At 70.1% G+C, this 21,985-nt stretch carries 17 protein-coding genes; 1 reads left to right on the top strand and 16 read right to left on the bottom strand.

Going from position 1 to position 21,985, the window contains the following annotated elements:
* Nucleotides 1–299 precede the first annotated feature (299 nt).
* Nucleotides 300–3,470, top strand: a complete 3,171-nt coding sequence (ileS, locus tag OG963_RS32220; RefSeq protein ID WP_371799731.1) for an isoleucine--tRNA ligase — start codon at nt 300–302, stop codon at nt 3,468–3,470.
* A 274-nt stretch (nt 3,471–3,744) separates the two neighbouring features.
* Here ileS and OG963_RS32215 read toward each other — a convergent pair whose 3' ends face one another.
* The 16 genes from OG963_RS32215 to rsmH all read right to left on the bottom strand — a co-directional run bounded on the left by OG963_RS32215 (nt 3,745) and on the right by rsmH (nt 21,802).
* A complete protein-coding gene (locus OG963_RS32215) occupies nt 3,745–4,881 on the bottom strand; it encodes a DivIVA domain-containing protein (protein ID WP_371799730.1) in 1,137 nt (378 codons plus the stop codon).
* A 49-nt stretch (nt 4,882–4,930) separates the two neighbouring features.
* Nucleotides 4,931–5,215: a YggT family protein gene (locus tag OG963_RS32210; protein ID WP_030919359.1), complete on the bottom strand. Its 285-nt coding sequence runs from the start codon at nt 5,213–5,215 to the stop codon at nt 4,931–4,933.
* A 71-nt stretch (nt 5,216–5,286) separates the two neighbouring features.
* Entirely contained in the window at nt 5,287–5,904 is a 618-nt protein-coding gene (locus OG963_RS32205; RefSeq protein ID WP_030919357.1) for a cell division protein SepF, read from the bottom strand.
* Between the two features lie 125 nt (nt 5,905–6,029).
* Nucleotides 6,030–6,749 carry a YggS family pyridoxal phosphate-dependent enzyme gene (locus OG963_RS32200; RefSeq protein WP_093771627.1) on the bottom strand — a complete coding sequence of 240 codons (720 nt, stop codon included), beginning with the start codon at nt 6,747–6,749 and terminating at the stop codon, nt 6,030–6,032.
* Nucleotides 6,750–6,755: 6 nt separating this feature from the next.
* Nucleotides 6,756–7,514: a peptidoglycan editing factor PgeF gene (gene pgeF / locus OG963_RS32195; protein WP_177309222.1), complete on the bottom strand. Its 759-nt coding sequence runs from the start codon at nt 7,512–7,514 to the stop codon at nt 6,756–6,758.
* Nucleotides 7,511–8,728, bottom strand: coding sequence for a cell division protein FtsZ (ftsZ, locus tag OG963_RS32190; protein WP_030919348.1), 1,218 nt, complete (start codon nt 8,726–8,728; stop codon nt 7,511–7,513). Before ftsZ ends, pgeF begins: the two co-directional genes overlap by 4 nt.
* Before the next feature lie 276 nt (nt 8,729–9,004).
* Complete coding sequence (locus OG963_RS32185) at nt 9,005–9,793, bottom strand: cell division protein FtsQ/DivIB (RefSeq protein WP_030919347.1); 789 nt, start codon at nt 9,791–9,793, stop codon at nt 9,005–9,007.
* Nucleotides 9,794–9,843: 50 nt separating this feature from the next.
* Nucleotides 9,844–10,938, bottom strand: coding sequence for an undecaprenyldiphospho-muramoylpentapeptide beta-N-acetylglucosaminyltransferase (gene murG / locus OG963_RS32180; protein ID WP_030919344.1), 1,095 nt, complete (start codon nt 10,936–10,938; stop codon nt 9,844–9,846).
* Between the two features lie 6 nt (nt 10,939–10,944).
* The gene (ftsW, locus tag OG963_RS32175) at nt 10,945–12,405 is read right to left on the bottom strand and encodes a putative lipid II flippase FtsW (RefSeq protein WP_177309221.1); all 1,461 of its coding nucleotides are present in this window, start codon (nt 12,403–12,405) and stop codon (nt 10,945–10,947) included.
* Nucleotides 12,406–12,519: 114 nt separating this feature from the next.
* The gene (gene murD / locus OG963_RS32170) at nt 12,520–13,947 is read right to left on the bottom strand and encodes a UDP-N-acetylmuramoyl-L-alanine--D-glutamate ligase (RefSeq protein WP_093771621.1); all 1,428 of its coding nucleotides are present in this window, start codon (nt 13,945–13,947) and stop codon (nt 12,520–12,522) included.
* Nucleotides 13,944–15,014 (bottom strand): phospho-N-acetylmuramoyl-pentapeptide-transferase, encoded by a 1,071-nt coding sequence (gene mraY, locus OG963_RS32165; protein ID WP_030919322.1) that lies wholly within the window; start codon nt 15,012–15,014, stop codon nt 13,944–13,946. Before mraY ends, murD begins: the two co-directional genes overlap by 4 nt.
* Nucleotides 15,011–16,417 (bottom strand): UDP-N-acetylmuramoyl-tripeptide--D-alanyl-D-alanine ligase, encoded by a 1,407-nt coding sequence (murF, locus tag OG963_RS32160; protein ID WP_371799729.1) that lies wholly within the window; start codon nt 16,415–16,417, stop codon nt 15,011–15,013. The genes mraY and murF overlap by 4 nt, the downstream gene beginning before the upstream one ends.
* A gap of 4 nt (nt 16,418–16,421) precedes the next feature.
* Nucleotides 16,422–18,161 carry a UDP-N-acetylmuramoyl-L-alanyl-D-glutamate--2,6-diaminopimelate ligase gene (locus OG963_RS32155; RefSeq protein WP_371799728.1) on the bottom strand — a complete coding sequence of 580 codons (1,740 nt, stop codon included), beginning with the start codon at nt 18,159–18,161 and terminating at the stop codon, nt 16,422–16,424.
* An 18-nt stretch (nt 18,162–18,179) separates the two neighbouring features.
* The gene (locus OG963_RS32150) at nt 18,180–20,165 is read right to left on the bottom strand and encodes a penicillin-binding protein 2 (RefSeq protein ID WP_093771615.1); all 1,986 of its coding nucleotides are present in this window, start codon (nt 20,163–20,165) and stop codon (nt 18,180–18,182) included.
* A gap of 4 nt (nt 20,166–20,169) precedes the next feature.
* Nucleotides 20,170–20,787, bottom strand: coding sequence for a septum formation initiator family protein (locus tag OG963_RS32145; protein ID WP_093771613.1), 618 nt, complete (start codon nt 20,785–20,787; stop codon nt 20,170–20,172).
* A gap of 49 nt (nt 20,788–20,836) precedes the next feature.
* A complete protein-coding gene (gene rsmH, locus OG963_RS32140; protein ID WP_030919313.1) occupies nt 20,837–21,802 on the bottom strand; it encodes a 16S rRNA (cytosine(1402)-N(4))-methyltransferase RsmH in 966 nt (321 codons plus the stop codon).
* Between the last annotated feature and the right edge of the window lie 183 nt (nt 21,803–21,985).

Raw genomic sequence — 21,985 nt, 5'->3', positions numbered from 1 at the left:
GTCGGCCGTCGCCCGTACGGGCCCGTACACTGGCCCCAGCGAGAGGCATGGATGGGACGAGTAGCGTCGTAGGCAGCCAGGAGCGACCCGGGGACGGTGGGAGCCCGGGGGCGAGCGCGTCGTGAAGATCACCCGGAGCCGTCGGAAGAACGCCGCAAGGCAAGTAGAACCGGCATCGCGACCCCAATGAGGGGGCCACGGGCGCACACCCGGGGCCAAGGAGGGTGGTACCGCGGGAGCCGGCACGGTTCTCGTCCCTCCGACGGAAGTGGAAAACGTCCGCCGGAGGAATCTCGCCCATGACATCGCCGCAGTACCGCCAGGTACCCGCCCAGGTCGACCTTCCCGCGCTGGAGCACGCCGTGCTCGACTTCTGGCGCGAGAGAAAGGTCTTCGCCAAGAGCCTCGAACAGTCCGAGGGCCGCCCCGAGTGGGTCTTCTACGAGGGCCCGCCGACCGCCAACGGCATGCCCGGCGCCCACCACATCGAGGCCCGCGTCTTCAAGGACGTCTTCCCCCGCTTCCGCACCATGCAGGGCTACCACGTGGGCCGCAAGGCCGGCTGGGACTGCCATGGGCTGCCGGTCGAGCTCGCGGTGGAGAAGGAGCTGGGCTTCAACGGCAAGAAGGACATCGAGGCGTACGGCATCGCCGAGTTCAACGCCAAGTGCCGTGAGTCCGTGACCCGCCACACCGACGCGTTCAGCGAGCTCACGACCCGCATGGGCTACTGGGTCGACCTGGACGACGCGTACCGGACGATGGACCCGTCGTACGTCGACTCCGTCTGGTGGTCCCTGAAGGAGATCTTCAACAAGGACCTGCTGGTCCAGGACCACCGCGTCGCCCCGTGGTGCCCGCGCTGCGGCACCGGCCTCTCCGACCACGAGCTGGCGCAGGGCTACGAGACGGTCGTCGACCCCTCGGTCTTCGTACGCTTCCCGCTCACCTCCGGCCCGTTGGCCGGCGAGGCCGCGCTGCTGGTCTGGACGACCACTCCGTGGACGCTGGTCTCCAACACCGCGGTCGCCGCACACCCCGACGTCACCTATGTCGTCGCGACCGACGGCGAGGAGAAGCTCGTCGTCGCCCAGCCCCTCCTGGAGAAGGCACTCGGCGAGGGCTGGGAGCTCACCGGCCAGGCCTTCACCGGCCGCGAGATGGAGCGCTGGACGTACGAGCGCCCGTTCACCCTCGTGGACTTCCCGAGCGACAGCGAGGGCAGCCCGGTCCCGGCGCACTACGTCGTCAACGCCGAGTACGTGACGACCGAGGACGGTACGGGTCTGGTCCACCAGTCCCCCGCGTTCGGTGAGGACGACCTCAAGGTCTGCCGCGCGTACGGTCTGCCGGTCGTGAACCCGGTCCGCCCCGACGGCACCTTCGAGGAGAACCTGCCGCTGGTCGGCGGCGTCTTCTTCAAGAAGGCCGACGAGGCGCTCACCGAGGACCTGGCCGCCCGCGGCAAACTCTTCCGCCACGTCCCGTACGAGCACAGCTACCCGCACTGCTGGCGCTGCCACACCGCGCTGCTCTACTACGCGCAGCCGTCCTGGTACATCCGTACGACCGCCATCAAGGACCGGCTCCTCGAAGAGAACGAGAAGACCAACTGGTTCCCTGACTCGGTCAAGAACGGCCGCTTCGGCGACTGGCTGAACAACAACGTCGACTGGGCCCTGTCCCGCAACCGCTACTGGGGCACCCCGCTGCCGATCTGGCGCTGCGAGGACGACCACCTCACCTGCGTCGGCTCCCGCGCCGAGCTCACCGACCTCACCGGCGCCGACCAGTCGGACCTGGACCCGCACCGTCCGTACATCGACGCGATCACGTTCACCTGCACGCACGAGAACTGCCAGCTGGAGGCGTACCGCGTCCCGGAGGTCATCGACGCCTGGTACGACTCGGGTTCGATGCCGTTCGCGCAGTGGGGCTACCCGTACAAGAACAAGGAGCTCTTCGAGAGCCGCTACCCGGCGCAGTTCATCTCCGAGGCCATCGACCAGACCCGCGGCTGGTTCTACACATTGATGGCCGTCGGCACGCTGGTCTTCGACAAGTCGTCGTACGAGAACGTGGTCTGCCTGGGCCACATCCTCGCCGAGGACGGCCGGAAGATGTCCAAGCACCTGGGCAACATCCTCCAGCCGATCCCGCTGATGGACCAGCACGGCGCGGACGCGGTCCGCTGGTTCATGGCGGCGGGCGGCTCCCCCTGGGCCGCGCGGCGCGTGGGCCACGGCACGATCCAGGAAGTCGTGCGCAAGACCCTCCTCACGTACTGGAACACGGTTGCCTTCCAGGCCCTGTACGCCCGTACGTCGAACTGGGCGCCTTCCGCGGCCGACCCGGCCCCGGCGGACCGCACGGTCCTGGACCGCTGGCTGCTCAGCGAGCTGAACGCACTGGTGGACCAGGTCACGCAGGCACTGGAGGGCTACGACACCCAGCGTGCCGGCAAGCTCCTCTCCGCGTTCGTGGACGACCTGTCCAACTGGTACGTACGCCGCTCCCGCCGCCGCTTCTGGCAGGGCGACAAGGCGGCGCTGCGCACCCTGCACGAGGTCGTCGAGACGGTCACCCGGCTGATGGCCCCGCTGACCCCGTTCCTCACCGAGCGGGTCTGGCAGGACCTGGTCGTCCCGGTCACCGTGGACGCGCCCGAGTCGGTCCACCTCTCCAGCTGGCCGAAGGCGGACCTCACGGCGATCGACCCGGCCCTCTCCACCCAGATGGCGCTGGTACGCCGCCTGGTCGAGCTCGGCCGGGCCACGCGCGCGGAGTCGGGCGTCAAGACCCGCCAGCCGCTCTCCCGGGCGCTGGTCGCGGCGTCCGGCTTCGACGCGCTCTCCCCCGACCTGCACGCCCAGATCACGGAGGAGCTGAACGTCTCCTCGCTGGCCTCCCTCTCGGAGGTCGGCGGCTCGCTGGTCGACACGACGGCGAAGGCGAACTTCAGGGCGCTGGGCAAGCGGTTCGGCAAGGGCGTCCAGGCGGTCGCGAAGGCCGTGGCGAACACCGACGCGGCGGCGCTCTCGCTGGCCCTGCGCGAGGGCACGGCGTCGGTCGAGGTGGACGGCGAGCAGGTCACCCTCTCCCCCGACGAGGTGATCATCACCGAGACGCCGCGCGAGGGCTGGTCGGTGGCGTCCGACTCGGGCGCGACGGTCGCTCTGGACCTGGAGATCACCCCGGAGCTGCGGCGCGCGGGGCTGGCCCGTGACGCGATCCGGCTGATCCAGGAGGCCCGCAAGAACAGCGGCCTGGACGTCGCGGACCGCATCACCGTCCGCTGGACGTCCACGTCGCCGGCGACGGTGGAGGCCCTGACCGAGCATGCGCCGCTGATCGCGGACGAGGTGCTGGCGCTGGACTACGCGGAGGGCGAGGCGGACGAGGCGTACGGCGCCCCGTTCGAGGACGAGGGCCTGTCCCTCACGTTCCGCCTCCGCAAGACGGTGCAGTAACCCGCACGGGAGCAGCAAAAGGCCCGGCCGGAGCGATTCCGGCCGGGCCTTTTGCTGCTCCGCGATCGCCGGGGGCCGGCTTCCCGCCTCTTCGGCGACGGCGACGCGGGGTCCGGGGCGGTGCCCGAGGCCGGGAGGGGGCGGGTACGGGGCAAGGACCGCCACGGGCGCACCCCCGGCCGCTGCGCACGGCAAAAGGGCCGGGCCCCGGGGAAATCCCCGGGGCCCGGCCCTCAGCCTGCCGACGGCTACGCGCTCAGCGCGCGCGACCCGCTCAGTTGTCGTCCTCGTCGATCAGGAACCCACGCATCGGCGACGGCGCCTGCTGCATCGGCTGCGGCGCCTGCGGCCGCACCGGTGCCATCGGCTGCGTCATGGCCGGCGACATCTGCTGCTGGCCACCGTAGGACGGTCCGGCGCCCATGGACGGGTTGCCGCCCATCTGCGGGCCACCGTGACCACCGTGGTTGCCACCCATGGTGTGTCCCATGGCACCCGCACCGGCCGGAGCCAGCGAGGGCGACGGCGGCAGCGAAGCGGCAGCCGGGGTCCGCGGCGGGGCCAGCGAGTCGTCGGCCTGGGTCTCCAGCTGACGCAGCTGGCTCTCCAGGTAGGACTTCAGCCTGGTCCGGTACTCGCGCTCGAAGCCACGCAGGTCCTCGACCTTGCGCTCCAGCGTCGCGCGGGCCGACTCCAGCGAGCTCATCGCCACGCGGTGCTTCTCCTGCGCGTCCCGCTCCAGCGCGTCCGCCTTGGCACGCGCGTCGCGCTCCAGGCCCTCGGCACGGCTCCGCGCCTCGCCGACGATCTTGTTGGCCTCGGAACGGGCCTCCGCGATCGCCTGGTCGGCGGTCTGCTGTGCGAGCGAGAGGACACGGGCGGCGCTGTCGCCACCGGGGCCCTGACCGGGCTGCTGCATCTGCGGCTGCTGCATCTGCGGCGGCTGCATCTGCTGCATCTGCTGCATCTGCTGCGGCGCGTGACCCATGGGACCGCCCATGGGGCCGCCCTGCATCGGGCCGGGACCGTGCTGACCCTGAGGGCCGGGGCCGTGCTGACCCGGGCCGTGACCGCTGGGACCGGCGGGCAGCTGCGGAGCACCACCGGGCAGCTGGGGGGGACCCATCTGCGGGGGCTGCTGCTGGACCGGCGGACCCGATATGGCGGCGGGCACGGGTGCCCCGGGCCGGTCCTGCGGCTCCGGCTTCCGCATGCCCTGCTGCTGGTTCTGCGCGGCGGCACGCGTGGCGGCGGCCAGCTTGGCGCGCAGGTCCTCGTTCTCACGGAGCAGGCGGGTCAGCTCGGACTCGACCTCGTCGAGGAAGGCATCGACCTCGTCCTCGTCATAGCCTTCTCGGAGACGGACGGTCGTGAACTGCTTGTTCCGCACGTCCTCGGGGGTCAGCGGCATCTCTTCTTCACCTCTACGTAGTCGTCGGCAGTCGGCAAGACCGTATCGTTCACAGCCTGGTCACAATCGCGATCAGGATGTAGACGATGATCATCAGAACGAAGAAGGACAGGTCGAGTGCCACGCCCCCGAGACGCAGCGGCGGAATGAACCGCCGCAGAAGCTTGAGCGGTGGATCGGTGACAGTGTAGGTGGCCTCAAGAAGCACCACCATCGGCTTGCCGGGCTGCCATGAACGTGCGAACTGGAAGACGTAGTCCATGACCAGCCGGAAGATCAGCACGATGAGGAAACACATCAGCGCGATATAGACAACCTGCAGTGCGACGCCCATTTCGCGCTTCCCTCTCCCCTGGCTCTCGTAGCTCCGGCCTCTCGGCCGGGGTCGTTCCCGGTGTCGTGTTCTCAGCTCTGGTTGAAGAATCCGCCCTCAGCGATGCGGGCCTTGTCCTCCGCCGTGACATCGACGTTAGCAGGCGACAACAGGAACACCTTCTGCGTCACCCGTTCAATGCTGCCATGGAGACCGAAGACGAGTCCTGCCGCAAAGTCGACAAGTCGCTTCGCGTCCGTATCGTCCATCTCCGTGAGATTCATGATCACCGGAGTGCCCTCACGGAAGTGTTCCCCGATGGTACGGGCCTCGTTGTAGGTCCGGGGGTGCAGCGTGGTGATCCGGTAGGGCTCCCGCTCGGACACGACCTTGGGCATGATCACCGGTGCGTTCTTCTCCATGTTCGGGCGTTCAGGTGTGATGGATGCCACGGGCGCGATTCGGGCGGGTCGCACGCTCTCCGCCGGGATCTGGACGGGCTCCCGCTGCGCGGGCGGCTGCACCACTCGTACCGATTCGTCCCGCTCGCGGTCCCGCTCCACCTGATGCGCGGGCTGGTGCCGCCGCCGGTCACGCTCCGGCTCCGGCTCGGGTTCGAATTCGTCGTCGGGGTCGAACCCCGGACCGTCGTACCCATCGTCCTCCACGAGGCCGAGGTAGACCGCCATCTTGCGCATCGCGCCGGCCATGCTCTGAGTCCTCCGCTCTGTGGTGGATCGGAACCTGTCACCAAGTGCCCGCGATCCACTCAGGCCTGCCCGCCAAAGGCGGGAATGACCATATTTTCTGCTGTGGTCCGACTTGCTTGGCGACGTTACCCGAGCCCGGGTCGGACTCCGAGTACCGCAGTACCGACGCGCACATGTGTCGCTCCGGCCGCAACCGCTTCTTCGAGGTCCGCACTCATCCCTGCAGAGACCATGTTCGCAGCCGGATGGTTCCCGCGCAGGCGGGATGAGAATTCCATCAGCCGGTCGAATGCCGCGCGTTGCCGCCCGGCGTACGGTCCGGCGAGCGGCGCCACGGTCATCAGACCGTCGAGCCGGAGCCCCGGCGCGGCGGCAACCGCGTCGGCCAACTCCTCGATCCCGTCCGGCGCGACGCCGCCCCGGTCACCGCGCTCGCCGCCCTCCGCGTCGAGGGCGACCTGGATGAGACACCCGAGTTCGCGCCCACCGCGCACGGCGGCGGCCGAGAGGGCCGTGACCAACTTGGTCCGGTCGACCGACTGCACGACATCGGCATAACTCGCCACAGAACGAACCTTGTTCGTCTGCAGTTGTCCGACAAAGTGCCATGTGAGCGACAGATCCGCACAAGCGGCTGCCTTGGGTGCCGCATCCTGGTCACGATTCTCCGCGACATGGCGCACACCGAGTTCATGCAGGATTCGCACATCGCTCGCGGGATAGGTCTTCGTGACCACGATGAGGGTCACTTCTCCCCTTTTGCGGCCTGCAACGGCACAGGCGGAAGCAATACGTTGCTCCACCTGTGCCAGATTTGCGGCGAGTTGAGTCTTACGGTCCGTCATGCCCTATCAGTCCAACCAGACATATCCGGCGAGCCGCCCGGTGGTGCGGTCGCGGCGGTACGAGAAGTGGTCGCCCGATTCCAGGGTGCAGGCGGGCGACTTGTGCCGATCCCGCACCCCGAGGGCTTCGAGCTGGGCATGGACCCCGGCGGTGACATCCACGGCCGGCGTCCCCCAACTGGTCTCGGACCACGATCCGGGAACTGCCTCGGCCACCTCGGACCGCATCTCCGCCGGGACTTCGTAACACCGTCCGCAGACGGCCGGGCCGGTGTGCGCGGTGATCCGGGAGGGCTCCGCGCCGAGCGTCACCATGGCCCCGACCACGGCGGGAACGACTCCGGCGACCAGACCGGGACGGCCGGCGTGTGCCGCCGCCGCGATCCCGGCGACCGGGTCGGCGAGAAGTACCGGGGTGCAGTCGGCGGTGAGCACGGCGAGCGGGAGTCCGCGTCGCGCGGTCACCACCGCGTCCACCGCGGGAATCTCGGAACCGTCCGGCCAGGGCCCGTCGACGACCGCCACGTCCCGCCCGTGCACCTGGTTCATCCAGACGACCTGCGTCGGATCGAGACCGAGGCTGCGGGCGGCGCGCTCGCGGTTGGCGAGAACGGCGGCGGAGTCGTCCCCGACCGCGCCGCCGAGGTTGAGCTCCCCGTACGGAGCGGCGCTCACCCCGCCCCACCTGTCGGTGAAGGCGAAGTGAGCGCCACCCCCCGAGGACACGGAGGACACTGCGGTCACTGCGTGGTGCCGGCCTATCACTTCAAGAAGTCCGGAACATCCAGCTCTTCGGCCTGGGTGTCCTGGTAGGCGGGACGGGCCGGCGGGACGTGCGGCTGGGAGACCGGCGACATCGAGGTCTCGCTCGCCACCGGTACGGACTCGGCCGGGGCCGGGCTCTCCTCGCGTACAGGCACGGAGCCGAGCCCGCCGGACTGGCGCACCGGTTCGGCGGACCGGACCGGCGGAGCCTGCTCCTCGCGCTTGCCGGCGCCCGCCCCGAGGACGTTCTCGCGACGGGCCGGCGGCTGTCCGCCGTCGAAGCCCGCGGCGATCACGGTGACCCGCACCTCGTCACCCAGTGCGTCGTCGATGACCGCACCGAAGATGATGTTCGCCTCCGGGTGGGCCGCCTCACTCACCAGCTGGGCGGCCTCGTTGATCTCGAAGAGACCGAGGTCGCTGCCGCCGGAGATGGAGAGCAGGACGCCACGGGCGCCGTCGATGGACGCCTCCAGGAGCGGCGAGGAGATCGCCATCTCGGCCGCGGCCACCGCGCGGTCGTCGCCGCGGGCCGAGCCGATACCCATGAGCGCCGATCCGGCCTCGGACATGACCGACTTGACGTCGGCGAAGTCGAGGTTGATCAGACCCGGGGTGGTGATGAGGTCGGTGATGCCCTGGACACCCGAGAGCAGTACCTGGTCGGCCGACTTGAACGCGTCGAGCACGCTCACCTGGCGGTCCGAGATGGACAGCAGTCGGTCGTTGGGAATGACGATGAGGGTGTCGACCTCTTCGCGGAGCTCGGCGATGCCGTCCTCCGCCTGGTTCGCGCGGCGCCGGCCCTCGAAGGTGAACGGGCGGGTGACCACGCCGATCGTGAGGGCGCCGAGCGAGCGCGCGATGTTGGCGACGACGGGTGCGCCGCCGGTGCCGGTGCCGCCGCCCTCTCCGGCGGTGACGAAGACCATGTCGGCCCCCTTGAGGACCTCCTCGATCTCCTCACGGTGGTCCTCTGCCGCCTTACGACCGACGGCCGGGTTGGCCCCGGCGCCGAGGCCGCGGGTGAGTTCACGGCCGACGTCGAGCTTGACGTCGGCGTCGCTCATCAACAGGGCTTGCGCATCAGTGTTGATCGCGATGAACTCGACGCCCTTGAGACCGACCTCGATCATTCGGTTGATGGCATTGACACCACCGCCGCCGACACCGATGACCTTGATGACTGCGAGGTAGTTCTGCGGTGCTGCCACGTCGAAGGCCTCTCGCCTCGAGTTACGTGTCGTCGCTTCGCGGGTTTCCCGCGGCGACGACTGATGCCGATTGGGACGGTCCGAACGCCGACCCAAACCCTAACGTTGAAGTTTAGGGTTACCAGTGTGTCTGCTTCTTGGACTCTTCCGAACAGGACACTAAGTCGACAAGTGGCGCACGTTCAACGAACACGCCGAACCTCCCGTTTTTCTTTTCACCCTATGTGATCACCCGTAGCGCTGACCAACCAGGGTGCTGGCCAGGCGAAATGCGCGTCAACTGCCCGACACCGCAGGAGCGGTGGGTGCACTCACGTCGAAGTGTCCCGCTTTGGGAGCCGCTTTCATGAGAGCGGTGAGGACTCTTGCCTTCACCGGCCCCTCTTCGCCGCTGCCCCAGACCACCGTGCGGTGACCGGTCAGTTCCAGGGAGATCGAATCGTACGAGGTGACCCGCACGACCTGGGTGTCCTTGGCGACTGCGCCGGGGAGTTCACCCGCGACCCGGACCGCTTCCCGCACCAGCCGACCGCTGCCGAAGCGGCGCAGACTCGCCGACTGATCGGGGGTCAGCTCCAGCAGCGGCACGCGCTTCGGCGCCCTGTCCACCGTGGCGAAACGGACACCTTTCACGTCCACTTCAATGAACTTTGTGTCCTTTTTCATCAACAGGACCGGTTTGCGTTCGGTCACTTTAAGTCCGATGCCGTGCGGCCATGACCGTACGACATCCACCGAGTCGATACGAGGCAACTTCTGGCGCAACCGGTCCGCGATGGCGGCCGTGTCCACGGAGACCATCGGTGCCCCGATCGGCACCGCGGCGGCGGCCTCCACCTCGGCCGGGGTCAGTACGTCGACACCGGTGGTCGTGACCTGTTCGGCCCGGAACCAGGACGAGCCGTAGAGCGCCCAGACGGAGCCCGCAGCGAGCAGCAGGACGCCGACGGTGATCACGATCAGCAGTCTGCGGCTGGGCAGTCTGCGCCCGGTGGGGCGCGGCGGGCGGGCCGGGTCGTCCTGCTGCTGCCCTGCACCGCGCCGGGCGGTCGTCGGTCCGGCCACGCTCGCTCCTTATGCCGGGTCCGGGGGCGACGCCCCCGGACCCGCCCGCCTCACGCGTTGCGGCGTGCGGCAATCGCCTCGTACACCATGCCGACGAGCAGGTCGTCGGCATCCCTGCGGCCGAACTCGGCGGCGGCGCGGGACATTTCATACAAACGGTGCGGATCCGCAAGCACCGGGAGGACACTGCTCTGCACCCACTCGGGGGTGAGCGCCGCGTCGTCCACCAGCAGACCCCCGCCGGCGTTGACCACCGGCTGGGCATTGAGCCGCTGTTCGCCGTTGCCGATCGGCAACGGGACGTAGGCGGCGGGCAGCCCGACGGCGGAGAGTTCGGCGACGGTCATCGCGCCCGCGCGGCAGAGCATCATGTCGGCCGCGGCGTACGCGAGATCCATCCGGTCCACGTACGGTACCGGGACGTAGGGCGGCATCCCGGGCATGTTGTCGATGCGCGGCAATTCGTTCTTCGGGCCGACCACATGCAGGATCTGGATCCCGGAGCGCTGCAGCAGCGGGGCGACCCGCTGGATCACCTCGTTGAGGTGGCGGGCGCCCTGCGAACCGCCGGAGACCAGCAGCGTCGGCAGGTTGGGGTCGAGGCCGAACGCGTCGCGCGCCTCCGGGCGCACCCGGGCCCGGTCCAGGGTGGCGATGGTGCGGCGCAGCGGGATGCCGATGTAGCGGGCACCGCGGAGCTTGCTGTCCGGGGTGGACACGGCGACCCCGTGGGCGTACCGGGAACCGATCTTGTTGGCCAGGCCCGGCCGGGCGTTCGCCTCATGGACGACGATCGGCACCCCGGCCCGCTTGGCGGCCAGGTAGCCGGGCAGGGCGACGTAGCCGCCGAAGCCGACCACGCAGTCCGCCTTGGTGCGCTCCAGGATCTGCTCGGCGGCCTTGATGGTGCCGCGCAGCCGCCCCGGGACCGTGATCAGCTCGGGGGTGGGCTTGCGCGGCAGCGGGACGGCCGGGATCAGCGCCAGTTCGTACCCCCGCTCGGGTACGAGCCTGGTCTCGAGTCCGCGCTCCGTGCCCAGGGCAGTGATTCCCACGCTCGGGTCCTGCCTGCGCAGGGCATCCGCGAGGGCAAGCGCGGGCTCGATGTGGCCGGCGGTCCCCCCACCGGCGAGTACGACATGCACCGAAATTCACCGCTCTCCGGACGGACGCTTCTTGACGCGCCGTCTCATCGTCTTCCATCTCACCCCGGGCCTCCGCATGGCCAGGGCCGCCTTCGCGGCGGGTTCCTCTCGCGCGAACGCGATCAGCAGCCCGACAGCGAACATGGTCGGCAGCAGGGCCGATCCTCCGTAGGAGAACAGCGGGAGCGGGACCCCGGCGATCGGCAGCAGGCCGAGCACCGCACCGATATTGATCACGGCCTGGACCGTGATCCAGGTGGTCACACCTCCCGCGGCGTACCTCACGAAGGGGTCCTCCGTGCGTCCGGCCACGCGGATACCCGCATAGCCTAGAGCCGCGAAGAGGGCGAGTACCGACAGCGTCCCCGCCAACCCCAGTTCCTCCCCGGTGATGGCGAAGATGAAGTCGGTGTGAGGTTCGGGCAGTTGGCCCCATTTTTCCACACTCGCACCCAGCCCGGATCCGAACCATCCGCCGGACGCCAGAGCATAGATGCCGTGCACCGCCTGCCAGCACGAGCCGTCGGGGCCGGGTTCGCTGACCCCCATGCAGCTGAGGCGTGACATCCGGTTCGGACTGGTCTTGATCAGCAGGAAGGCAAGGACTCCCGCGACGGCGAGCACCCCGGCGAAGAGCCGGGTGGGCGCCCCGGCCAGCCAGAGCAGGCCGAAGAGGATCGCGGTGAGAATGATCGCAGTTCCCATGTCGCCGCCGAGCATGATCAGCCCGAGGAGGATGAAGGCGACCGGGACGAGCGGCACCAGCATGTGCTTCCACTGCGTCAGCAGCCGCTTGTCCTGTTTGCGGGCGAGCAGATCGGCGCTCCAGAGGATCAGGGCCAGCTTGCCGAACTCGCTGGGCTGGAGCTGGAAGGGGCCGCCCAGGTAGAGCCAGTTCTGGTTGCCGTTGACCGACATCCCTATCCCCGGCACCTGGACCAGCACCATCAGGAAGACCGTGCCCATGAGCAGCGGGTAGGCGAGCGCCCGGTGGAGCTTGACGGGCATCCGGGAGGCGATCACCAGCAGCGCGGAGCCGATGACCGCCGCGAGGAACTGCTTACGGAAGAAATACGTGCCGGGCTTGTCCAGCTCCAGCGCCTTGATCATCGAGGCGGAGTAGACCATCACCAGGCCGAGCACGGTGATCAGCAGGCCGGCGCCGAGGATCAGGTAGTACGCGGTCAGCGGGCGGTCCCAGGCCCGGCGTGCCTGCTCGTACATCCGCCGCACACCACTCCTGCGGGGGGTGCGCGGGCCGGAGCCGTCGTGGCCCCTGGAGCGCGGCACCGCAGGCCGTCGGCCGGTGCCCGCCGCCAGCCTGCCGCGCAGAGCGAGACCGGCGGGCACCGGGGGCCCTGCCAGGCGGGCTGAGGCCAGGAGGGGCGGTGCGAGCACCCGGCTGATCGCCGCGGTCGCCTGTGAGCGGCCTGTACCGCGCGCGGCGGAGCTCTCGTCGGCCGGCATTGTCGCTGTCCCCTCCACTGCTCGTGCCCCGGGGCTGCTGCCGAGGGCCGGGGCACGCGGCGGAGCCGTCCGTGCCCGGTTCTCCGGGACAGTACGGCGCGGCGGCCGGACCCGTCAGGCGCTCTCGTCGGCGAGTGCGCGGACCGCGTCCGCGAATGCCTCGCCCCGCTTGTTGTAATTGGCGAACATGTCCATCGAGGCGCAGGCCGGGGCCATCAGTACGGTGTCTCCCGGCCGGGCGAGCCGTGCCGCCTCGCGGACCGCCTCGGACATCGCCCCAGTGTCGGTCCGCTCGAGGTCGACGACCGGGACCTCGGGGGCGTGTCGCGTGAGGGCTTCGCGGATCAGTGCCCGGTCACGGCCCATCAGCACGACGCCGCGCAGCCGCTTCGCGGCCCCGCTCACCAGTTCGTCGAAGGTGGCGCCCTTGGCGAGGCCGCCGGCGATCCAGACGATCGGGTCGTACGCCGCGAGGGAGGCCTCCGCGGCATGGGTGTTGGTCGCCTTGGAGTCGTCGATGTACGCGACTTCGGCGACGTCCGCGACATGTTCGATGCGGTGCGCGTCGGGGCGGAAGGCCCGCAGCCCGTCCCGGACCGCCCTGGGCTCGACGCCGAACGCGCGGGCCAGCGCCGCGGCCGCCAGGGCGTTGGCGATGTTGTGCGGGGCGGGCGGGTTGACGTCCCCGACCTCGGCGAGCTCCTGTGCCTGCTTCTGCCGGTTGGTCACGAAGGCCCGGTCGACGAGGATGCCGTCGACGACGCCCAGCTGGGACGGTCCAGGGGTCCCGAGGGTGAAGCCGATGGCGCGGCAGCCCTCCTCGACGTCCGCCTGCCGGACCAGGTCCTCGGTGGCCTTGTCGGCCGCGTTGTAGACGCAGGCGATCCGGTTGCCCTCGTAGATCCTGCCCTTGTCCGCGACGTACGCCTCCATGGAGCCGTGCCAGTCGAGATGGTCGGGCGCCAGGTTCAGGACGACCGCGGAGTGTGCTCGCAGCGAGGGCGCCCAGTGCAGCTGGTAGCTGGAGAGCTCGACGGCGAGTACGTCGTACGTCTCGTCACCGAGCACCGCGTCCAGCAGGGAGACCCCGATGTTGCCGACGGCCGCCGTGCGCAGCCCGGCAGCCTCCAGGATCGAGGCGAGCATCCGTACGGTCGTGGTCTTGCCGTTGGTGCCGGTGACCGCGAGCCAGGGGGCCGGTTCCCTGCCGTCGTGGCCGCGCAGCCGCCAGGCGAGCTCGACATCGCCCCAGACCGGGACACCCGCCTCGGCGGCTGCTGCGAAGAGCGGCTTGTCGGGCTTCCAGCCGGGGGTGGTGACGATGAGCTCGGTGGACTCGGGCAGGGTCGCCCCGTCGCCGAGGCGCACGGTGATTCCCTGCGCCTCCAGCTCGGCGGCCTGTGCACGGGAACGCTCGTCGTCCCCGTCGTTGACCACGGTGACGACGGCGCCGAGGCCGTTCAGGACACGGGCGGCGGGGATACCGCTGACACCGAGCCCGGCGACGGTGACGTGCTTGCCCTGCCAGTCCTGGTTGCTCACTTGGCGGCTGCCCACCCTGCGTAGAAGAGACCGAGTCCGACGATCACGCACATGCCCTGGATGATCCAGAAACGGACCACGACAAGGACTTCGGACCAGCCCTTGAGTTCGAAGTGGTGCTGGAGCGGCGCCATTCGGAAGACCCGCTTGCCGGTCATCTTGAAGGAGCCGACCTGGATGACCACGGACATGGTGATCATCACGAAGAGGCCACCGAGGATGGCCATCAGGAACTCGGTGCGGGAGCAGATCGCGAGACCCGCGAGCGCGCCGCCGAGCGCCAGCGAACCGGTGTCACCCATGAAGATCTTGGCGGGCGAGGTGTTCCACCACAGGAAGCCGAAGCAGGCGCCCATCAACGCGGAGGCGACGACGGCGAGGTCGAGCGGGTCGCGGACCTCGAAGCAGGCGTTGGGGTTTGTCAGGGAGACCGCGTTGGCACAGGACTCCTGGAACTGCCACAGCCCGATGAAGGTGTAGGCGCCGAAGACCATCACGGAGGCGCCGGTGGCCAGACCGTCCAGACCGTCCGTCAGGTTCACGCCGTTGGACATGGCGAGGATCATGAACAGCGCCCAGACGACGAACAGCACCGGGCCGATCGACCAGCCGAAGTCCGTGACGAACGACAGCTTGGTGGAGGCCGGGGTGTTGCCGCGGCCGTCGGCGAACTGGAGCGACAACACCGCGAAGGCGATGCCGACGATCAGCTGGCCGGCCATCTTCGCCTTGGCCCGCAGGCCGAGCGAACGCTGCTTGACGATCTTGATGTAGTCGTCGAGGAACCCGACAAGTCCCATACCGGTCATCAGGAACAGGACCAGCACACCGGAGAAGCGCATCTGCTCGCCGGTGATCACCTTCGCCAGGACGTACGCCATCAGCGTGGCCAGGATGAAGGCGATGCCGCCCATGGTGGGCGTGCCCTTCTTGCTGCCGTGGCTGCGCGGGCCGTCGTCGCGGATGAACTGCCCGTACCCCTTGCGGGCCAGGAGCTTGATCAGCAGCGGGGTACCGACCAGGGTCAGGAAGAGCCCGATGGCCCCCGCGAAGAGGATCTGCCTCATCGGCCGGTGACCTCGCCCTCGGTCGAGTTCTCCAGCAGTGCCTGGACGACCTTTTCCAGGCCGGCCGACCGGGACGCCTTCACCAGCACGACGTCTCCCGCGCGCAGTTCACTGCGCAACAGGTCGACGGCAGCCTGTGCGTCGGACACGTGCACCGACTCCTCACCCCACGAACCCTCGTTGTATGCGCCCAGTTGCAGCCAGGAGGCCTCTCTGCCCCCGACCGCGACGAGCTTGCTGACGTTGAGCCGGACGGCAAGCCGTCCGACCGCGTCGTGCTCGGTGAGCGAGGCGTCGCCGAGCTCGGCCATGGGGCCGAGCACCGCCCACGTACGCCGGCCCTTCCCCATGGCGACCAGCGCGCGCAGCGCTGCTCGCATGGATTCGGGGTTCGCGTTGTAGGCGTCATTGACGAACGTCACGCCGTCCGGACGCTCGGTGACCTCCATGCGCCAGCGGGAGAGGGTGCCCGCCTCGGAGAGCGCTTCGGCGATCTCGTCTGCGGACAGGCCCAACTCATGGGCGACGGCGGCCGCGGCGAGCGCGTTCGACACGTGGTGCTCACCGTACAGGCGCATGGTCACATCGCTGCACCCGGTGGGTGTGTGGAGCGTGAATGCGGGGCGGCCGTCGTCGGTGAGACGGACCTTCTCTCCCCGTACGTCCGCATCCGCGGCTTCGCCGAAGAGCAGCACCCGGGCTTTCGTACGGGAGGACATGGCGCGCACGAGCGGATCGTCGGCGTTGAGGACGGCGACTCCGTCCTCGGGGAGCGACTCGACCATCTCGCCCTTGGCGATGGCGATCTGCTCGCGGCCGCCGAACTCACCGATGTGTGCGGTGCCGACGTTGAGGACGAGGCCGATCCGCGGCGGGATCAGTCCGGTGAGGTAGCGGATGTCACCGATGTAGCGCGCACCCATCTCGAGGACGAGGTGTTCGGTGCTCTCGGTGGCGCGCAGGGCGGTGAGCGGCAGTCCGATCTCGTTGTTGAGGTTGCCCGCGGGGAAGACGGTGGGACCCTTGCGCTCCAGGAGTTGGGCGATCAGGTCCTTGGTGGAGGTCTTGCCCGCGGAGCCGGTGAGAGCGACGACGGCGGTGCCGAGCCGTCCGACGACGGTCCGGGCGAGGGCGCCGAGCGCGGCGACGACGTCGTCGACGACGATCGCCGGGACGCCGACGGGGCGGGCGGCCAGTACGGCTGCCGCGCCCGCCTCGACGGCGCGCTGCGCATAGTCGTGGCCGTCGACCCGCTCACCGGCGAAGGCGACGAACAGGCTGCCTTGCTCCACCGCTCGGGAGTCGATGACGACAGGTCCGCTGACGGTCGCTGCCGGATCCGGTATGTCGTGCGACTGCCCGCCGACGATATCGGCGATCTCGGCGAGGGTAAGGGCGATCACTTGGTCATCCCTGACTGTTGTTCTCGTGGGTGTGGGCGAGGTCCGGGGTGTCCTCGGGGGCGTCGTCGGCGCTCTCCTGCCCCAAGGAACGGGCGATGGCCGCGCGCAGCACCGTACGGTCGTCGAAGGGCCGTACCACTCCGTGGATGTCCTGGCCCTGTTCGTGGCCCTTGCCGGCGATCAGCACGGTGTCACCGGGCCGGGCGCGGGCGACCGCGGCGGCGATGGCGGCGGCCCTGTCGGCGTCGACCAGGACCTCGCCGCGCTCGTGGACGGGCACCTCGGCGGCGCCCGAGAGCATCGCGGCGAGGATGGCCAGAGGGTCCTCGGAGCGGGGGTTGTCGGAGGTCAGCACGGCGGTGTCGGCGAGCCGGGCAGCTGCCGCCCCCATCGGTCCGCGTTTGGTGGTGTCGCGGTCGCCGCCGCAGCCGAGCACGATGTGCAGTTTGCCCTCGGTGACCTTGCGCAGGGAGCGCAGGACTGACTCGACGGCGTCGGTCTTGTGCGCGTAGTCGACGAGCGCGAGGTACGGCTGTCCGGCGTCGACGCGTTCCAGTCGGCCGGGGACTCCGGGGACGGCGGCGACGCCGTCGGCCGCGGTCTGCGGGTCGACGCCCGCGACGGCCAGCGTGACGATCGCGGCGAGCGTGTTGGCGACGTTGAACGGGCCGGGCAGCGGGGCCCTGGCGGTGATCCGCTCGCCCTTGGGCCCGACCACGGTGAAGGTGGAGCCCAGCGGACCGACTTCGACGTCCTCGGCGCGCCAGTCGGCGTCCAGGTGGCCCTCGGCGGAGAAGGTGACGACCGGAACGGACGCCCCGGTGATCAGCCTGCGGCCGTACTCGTCGTCGAAGTTGACGACGCCCCGCCGGCTGCGCTCCGGCGTGAACAGCTGGGCCTTGGCGGCGAAGTAGTCCTCCATGCCGGAATGGAACTCCATGTGCTCCGGGCTGAGGTTGTTGAAGACGGCGACGTCGAAGACACAGCCGTCGACCCGGCCGAGCACCAGCGCGTGGCTGGAGACCTCCATGGCGACCGCGTCGACGCCGCGCTCGCGCATGACGGCGAACAGGGCCTGGAGGTCGGTCGCTTCAGGGGTGGTGCGCTCGGACTTGATGCGCTCGTCGCCGATCCGTGTCTCGACGGTGCCGATCAGCCCGGTGCTACGTCCGGCACCCCGGAAACCGCCCTCGATGAGATACGCGGTGGTGGTCTTCCCGGACGTTCCCGTGATGCCGATCTGCAGGAGGTCGGCGCCGGGCCGCCCGTAGATCTCCGCGGCGAGTTCGCCCATCCGGCCGCGCGGGTTCTCGGTGACCAGCACCGGCAGGCTGGTGGCGGCGGCGCGCTCGGCACCCGTCGGGTCGGTGAGGACCGCCGCCGCGCCGAGGCCGGCCGCCTGGGTCACGAAGTCGGCGCCGTGGAGGCGGGCGCCGGGCAGCGCCGCGTACACATCGCCGGGCCGCACCGCCCGTGAGTCATGGGTGATGCCGGTGACCTCACCGGATCCGGGCGATTCGACTCCCAGCCGGGCTGCCAGCTCGCCGAGGGTGGTCGGCCGGAGCCGATCCGGGCGGGGCGCTCCCGGGTAGTTCACAGGGGCGTCCTTCTGGATGGTTTGGGACTGTTCAGCGTGGGGCACGGCGGTGAGCGTACCGGGCGCACCCGGCCTCTCGCGAAGTGAGGGGGCCGCTCCCGGTCGGTTCCCGTTCCGGTTCCCGGGATCGGGGGTGATGGTTGTCACTGGCTGGTTACCCCGAGTTCACTCGCCGGGCTGGAAGGACACCGGCAGATGGGCGGACCCGCTGCCGGACGGTGCGGTCTGGAGCGTCTTCAGCGCGAACTCCATGACCTGTTTGTAGATGGGACCGCAGATCTGGCCGCCGAAGTAGCTGCCCTTCGTCGGGTTCTGGATCGCGCAGTAGACAGTGATCTGCGGGTCGTCGGCGGGCGCGAAGCCCGCGAAGGACGCGGTGTAGCCGTGGTATCCGCCGCGAACCGGATCGACCCGGTTGGCCGTGCCGGTCTTGCCCGCGACCCGGTAGCCGGGGATACGGGCCTTCGTACCGGTGCCTTCCTCGTCCCCGACCACCGACTCCAGCATGCCCGCGAGCGATTTCGCCGTCTTCTCGCTGATCACCCGGGTCTGTTCGGGGGCGGTCGCCGGGGTGAAGCGGCCGTCGGCGCCCTTGGTACCGCGGACCAGGGTGGGCTGGATCCGGACACCGCCGTTGGCGATCGTCGAGTAGACCGAGGCGGCCTGCATGGCGTTGAGCGAGAGTCCCTGGCCGAACGGGATCGTGTACTGCTGCGAGGTCGACCAGTCCTGCGGTTTGGCGAGGATGCCGGGCGTCTCACCCGGGTAGTCCAGTCCGGTCGGGCTGCCGATGCCGAATTTGCGCAGGTACGAGTAGAGGACCTTGTTGGCCTCTGCCTGCGTCTTGCCGAGCTGCCCGGTGGCCAGGATGGTGCCGATGTTGCTGGACTTGGCGAGTACGCCGTTGAGCGTCAGGTACCAGGTGGCGTGGTCGATGTCGTCCTTGAAGAGCCGGTCGCCGCGGTGGAGCCGGTTGGGGACGGTGACATGGGTACCGGGGGTGGCCGCCCCTTCCTCCAGGACGGCGGCCATGGACATGACCTTGCTGGTGGAGCCGGGTTCGTACACGTCCTGCACGGCCGCGTTTCCCAGCGACGCCGCGTCGGCCTGCGAGAGGTCGTTGGGGTCGAAGCCCGGGGCGTTGGCCATGGCGAGGACCTGGCCGGTCCGGGTGTTCTGCACGATCACATAGCCGCGGTCCGCCTTGGACTTCTTCACCTGGTCCGAGATGGCCTTCTGGGCAGCCCACTGGATGTCCCTGTCGATGGTCAGCTCGATGTCGGAACCGGCGACGGCCGGGACCTCCTTGGTGCCCGCGGTGGGCACCCGGCGGCCACCGGACTGGGCGTACTTGATCTTGCCGTCCTCACCCGCGAGCTCCTTGTCCAGCTGCGATTCGAGACCGCCCGCGCCCTTGCCCTCGGCGTTGACGTAGCCCAGTATCCCGGCGGCCAGCCCACCGTTGGGGTAAACCCGTTTGGTGGTCGACTCCTGGAAGACGCCGGCCAGCACATTGGCTCCGGGGCCGCCGTTCGCCCTGTCCTTCTGCGCCTTCTCGGCGAAGACGGACTTGAGGTCCTTGATCTGCTTCCACACCTGTGGGGTCTGGCGGCGCGCCAGCACGGCGTACCGGCTCTTCGGCTTCGACAGCTTCTTCGTCAGCTCCTCGGCGTCGACACCGAGGATGGGGGCGAGGAGGGCCGCGGCCTGCTGCGGTGCGTCCGGGGCCTTGCTGTCCTCGGGCGTGAACATCTTGGGGTCGGCAGTGATGTCGTAGGCGTCGACGCTGATGGCGAGAGCGATGCCGCTGCGGTCGGTGATCTCGCCGCGCTCGGCGGAGATCGTGTACTCGAGGTAGCGGTTCTGCTCGGCCTTGGCCGCGTACGCGCTGGCGTCGACGGCCTGGACCTGGAGGAGCCGGACGACGAACGCCAGCATGACGAGCGTCAGCCCCAGGCTGACCAGGCGGAGCCGGGGGCGCGGGCTGCCGAGGCGCAGCGGGCGCGCCGACGGCCCCCGCGGGGCGCGGCGACGCGGTACCTGCGCCGACGGGCGGCGCGCGGCGGGCCGGGGGCGGCCCGAGCCGGCTGCGGCGCTGCGGGGGCGCGCGGGGCCGGGGACCCGGCGGCGCGGCGGTTCCTTCGAGGGCACTGCGTCACCTGCCGGGACTGGTCGAGGACTGGTGTGCCGGGGTGGGCGGTTGCGCGGGCGGAGCTGCCGAAGTGCTGGGCTTCGTGGCAGGCGGTGCCGGGGCGGGCGATTGCGTGGGCGGAGCTGCCGAGGTGCTCGGCTTCGCGGCGGCCAGGGCCGGGGACGTGGCGGCGGCGGACGGCGGGGTGGACGGCGGCGCTACGGATTTCGACGGCGAGGCGCCGGCAGGCGGCGCGGGCGCCCGGGTCCGCTGGGCGACGGCCTCGGAGGGGACGCCACGGACCGTGCCGTCCGGGTTGAGGAAGGCGGGACTGCCGCCGGGCACCATGCCGAGCTCGCGGGCGCGCCGCTCCAGTGCGTCCGGCTCGGAGCGGCCGTCGACGTCGCGCTGGAGAGCCTGCTCCTCGTCGGTGAGGTCGGTGGTCCGCTTCTTCAGTTCGCTCAGCCTGAACGACCCCTCGTTGAGCGCGGAGTTCAGCAGCAACAGGGTGATCAGGCCGCCGCCGAGGAGCAGCACGACCAGCAGGACGAAGGGTGTACGGGCCGCACTGCTGGACCTGGCGGGCATCAGCCGGGCGAGCCGCGCGGCCCGCCCTCTGAGCTGTCCGACCGGCCCGCTCATCGCGTCACCTCGGCCTTTCCCGGTGCCGTCCCGGCCGGGCCGGCTGAGTTCATCGCTCCTCCTCGCGAATCCGCTGGGCGCCGCGCAGCCGGGCGGGCGCGGCGCGCCGGTTCTCGGCGACCTCCTCCTCCGTGGGCAGCTCCGCACCGCGGGTCAGGAGCTTCAGCCTCGGCTGGTAGCGCTCGGGGACGACGGGCAGTCCGGGCGGCGCCGTGTTGGCCGCGCCTGCCGCGAAGACCTGCTTGACCAGCCGGTCCTCCAGCGAGTGGTACGAGAGAACGGCGATCCGGCCGCCCACGGCGAGGGCCTCCACGGCGGCCGGGATCGCCCGCTCCAGGACGGAGAGCTCGCCGTTCACCTCGATGCGCAGCGCCTGGAAGGTCCGTTTGGCGGGATTGCCGCCGGTTCGCTTGGCCGCCTGCGGCAGTGAGTCACGGATCAGCTCGACCAGCCGGGCGCTGTTGCTGAACGGTTCCTTCTCGCGCTCGCGCACGATCGCGGAGACGATCCGCTTGGCCTGCTTCTCCTCGCCGTACGCACGCAGGATCCGGACGAGCTCGCCCGGCGGGTACGTGTTGAGGACCTCGGCCGCGCTGATGCCGGTCGTCTGGTCCATCCGCATGTCGAGCGGGGCGTCCTGGGCGTACGCGAATCCGCGGTCGGCCTCGTCCAGCTGCATGGAGGAGACGCCGAGGTCGAACAGGATGCCCTGGACCTTGGGGACGCCGAGCCGGGCGAGCACCTCGGGCAGCTCGTCGTAGACCGCGTGCACCAGCGTGGCCCGGTCACCGTACGGGGCGAGCCGCTGGCCGGAGAGCCGCAGCGCCTCCTTGTCCCGGTCCAGCGCGATCAGCCGGGCGGACGGGAAGGCGGCGAGGAGGGCCTCGCTGTGGCCTCCGAGACCGAGGGTGCAGTCGACGACCACGGGCTGTTGCGGACTCGTCACCTCCAGAGCCGGGGCCAACAGGTCCAGGCATCGCTGGAGCATCACCGGGACGTGTCGGGTCTGGCTCATGCGCCCTCTCAGGCTCAGGTCCCGTGTGGCTGCACGTACGGCCTGGTCCCCGCCCGCTCGGAAGGGGGTGGTCCGCCGGCGCCGGGGAAGTGGCGTCGGCCGACCGGCGAGCGGGAGAGGGCCGGGCCGTACGTACGCCGCGCACACGAGGGAAATCTTCGGAATGTGCAAGGTGTCGGTAAC

The sequence above is a fragment of the Streptomyces sp. NBC_01707 genome, assembly GCF_041438805.1.
Classification (GTDB): Bacteria; Actinomycetota; Actinomycetes; order Streptomycetales; family Streptomycetaceae; genus Streptomyces.
This window is presented reverse-complemented; position numbering and strand designations above follow the sequence as displayed.

Coding starts and splice junctions, on each gene's coding strand:
- ileS (WP_371799731.1), top strand. CDS start 300: ATGACATCGCCGCAGTACCGCCAGGTACCCGCCCAGGTCGACCTTCCC.
- OG963_RS32215 (WP_371799730.1), bottom strand. CDS start 4,881: ATGCCGCTGACCCCCGAGGACGTGCGGAACAAGCAGTTCACGACCGTC.
- OG963_RS32210 (WP_030919359.1), bottom strand. CDS start 5,215: ATGGGCGTCGCACTGCAGGTTGTCTATATCGCGCTGATGTGTTTCCTC.
- OG963_RS32205 (WP_030919357.1), bottom strand. CDS start 5,904: ATGGCCGGCGCGATGCGCAAGATGGCGGTCTACCTCGGCCTCGTGGAG.
- OG963_RS32200 (WP_093771627.1), bottom strand. CDS start 6,749: ATGACGGACCGTAAGACTCAACTCGCCGCAAATCTGGCACAGGTGGAG.
- ftsW (WP_177309221.1), bottom strand. CDS start 12,405: ATGCCGGCCGACGAGAGCTCCGCCGCGCGCGGTACAGGCCGCTCACAG.
- mraY (WP_030919322.1), bottom strand. CDS start 15,014: ATGAGGCAGATCCTCTTCGCGGGGGCCATCGGGCTCTTCCTGACCCTG.
- OG963_RS32145 (WP_093771613.1), bottom strand. CDS start 20,787: ATGAGCGGGCCGGTCGGACAGCTCAGAGGGCGGGCCGCGCGGCTCGCC.
- rsmH (WP_030919313.1), bottom strand. CDS start 21,802: ATGAGCCAGACCCGACACGTCCCGGTGATGCTCCAGCGATGCCTGGAC.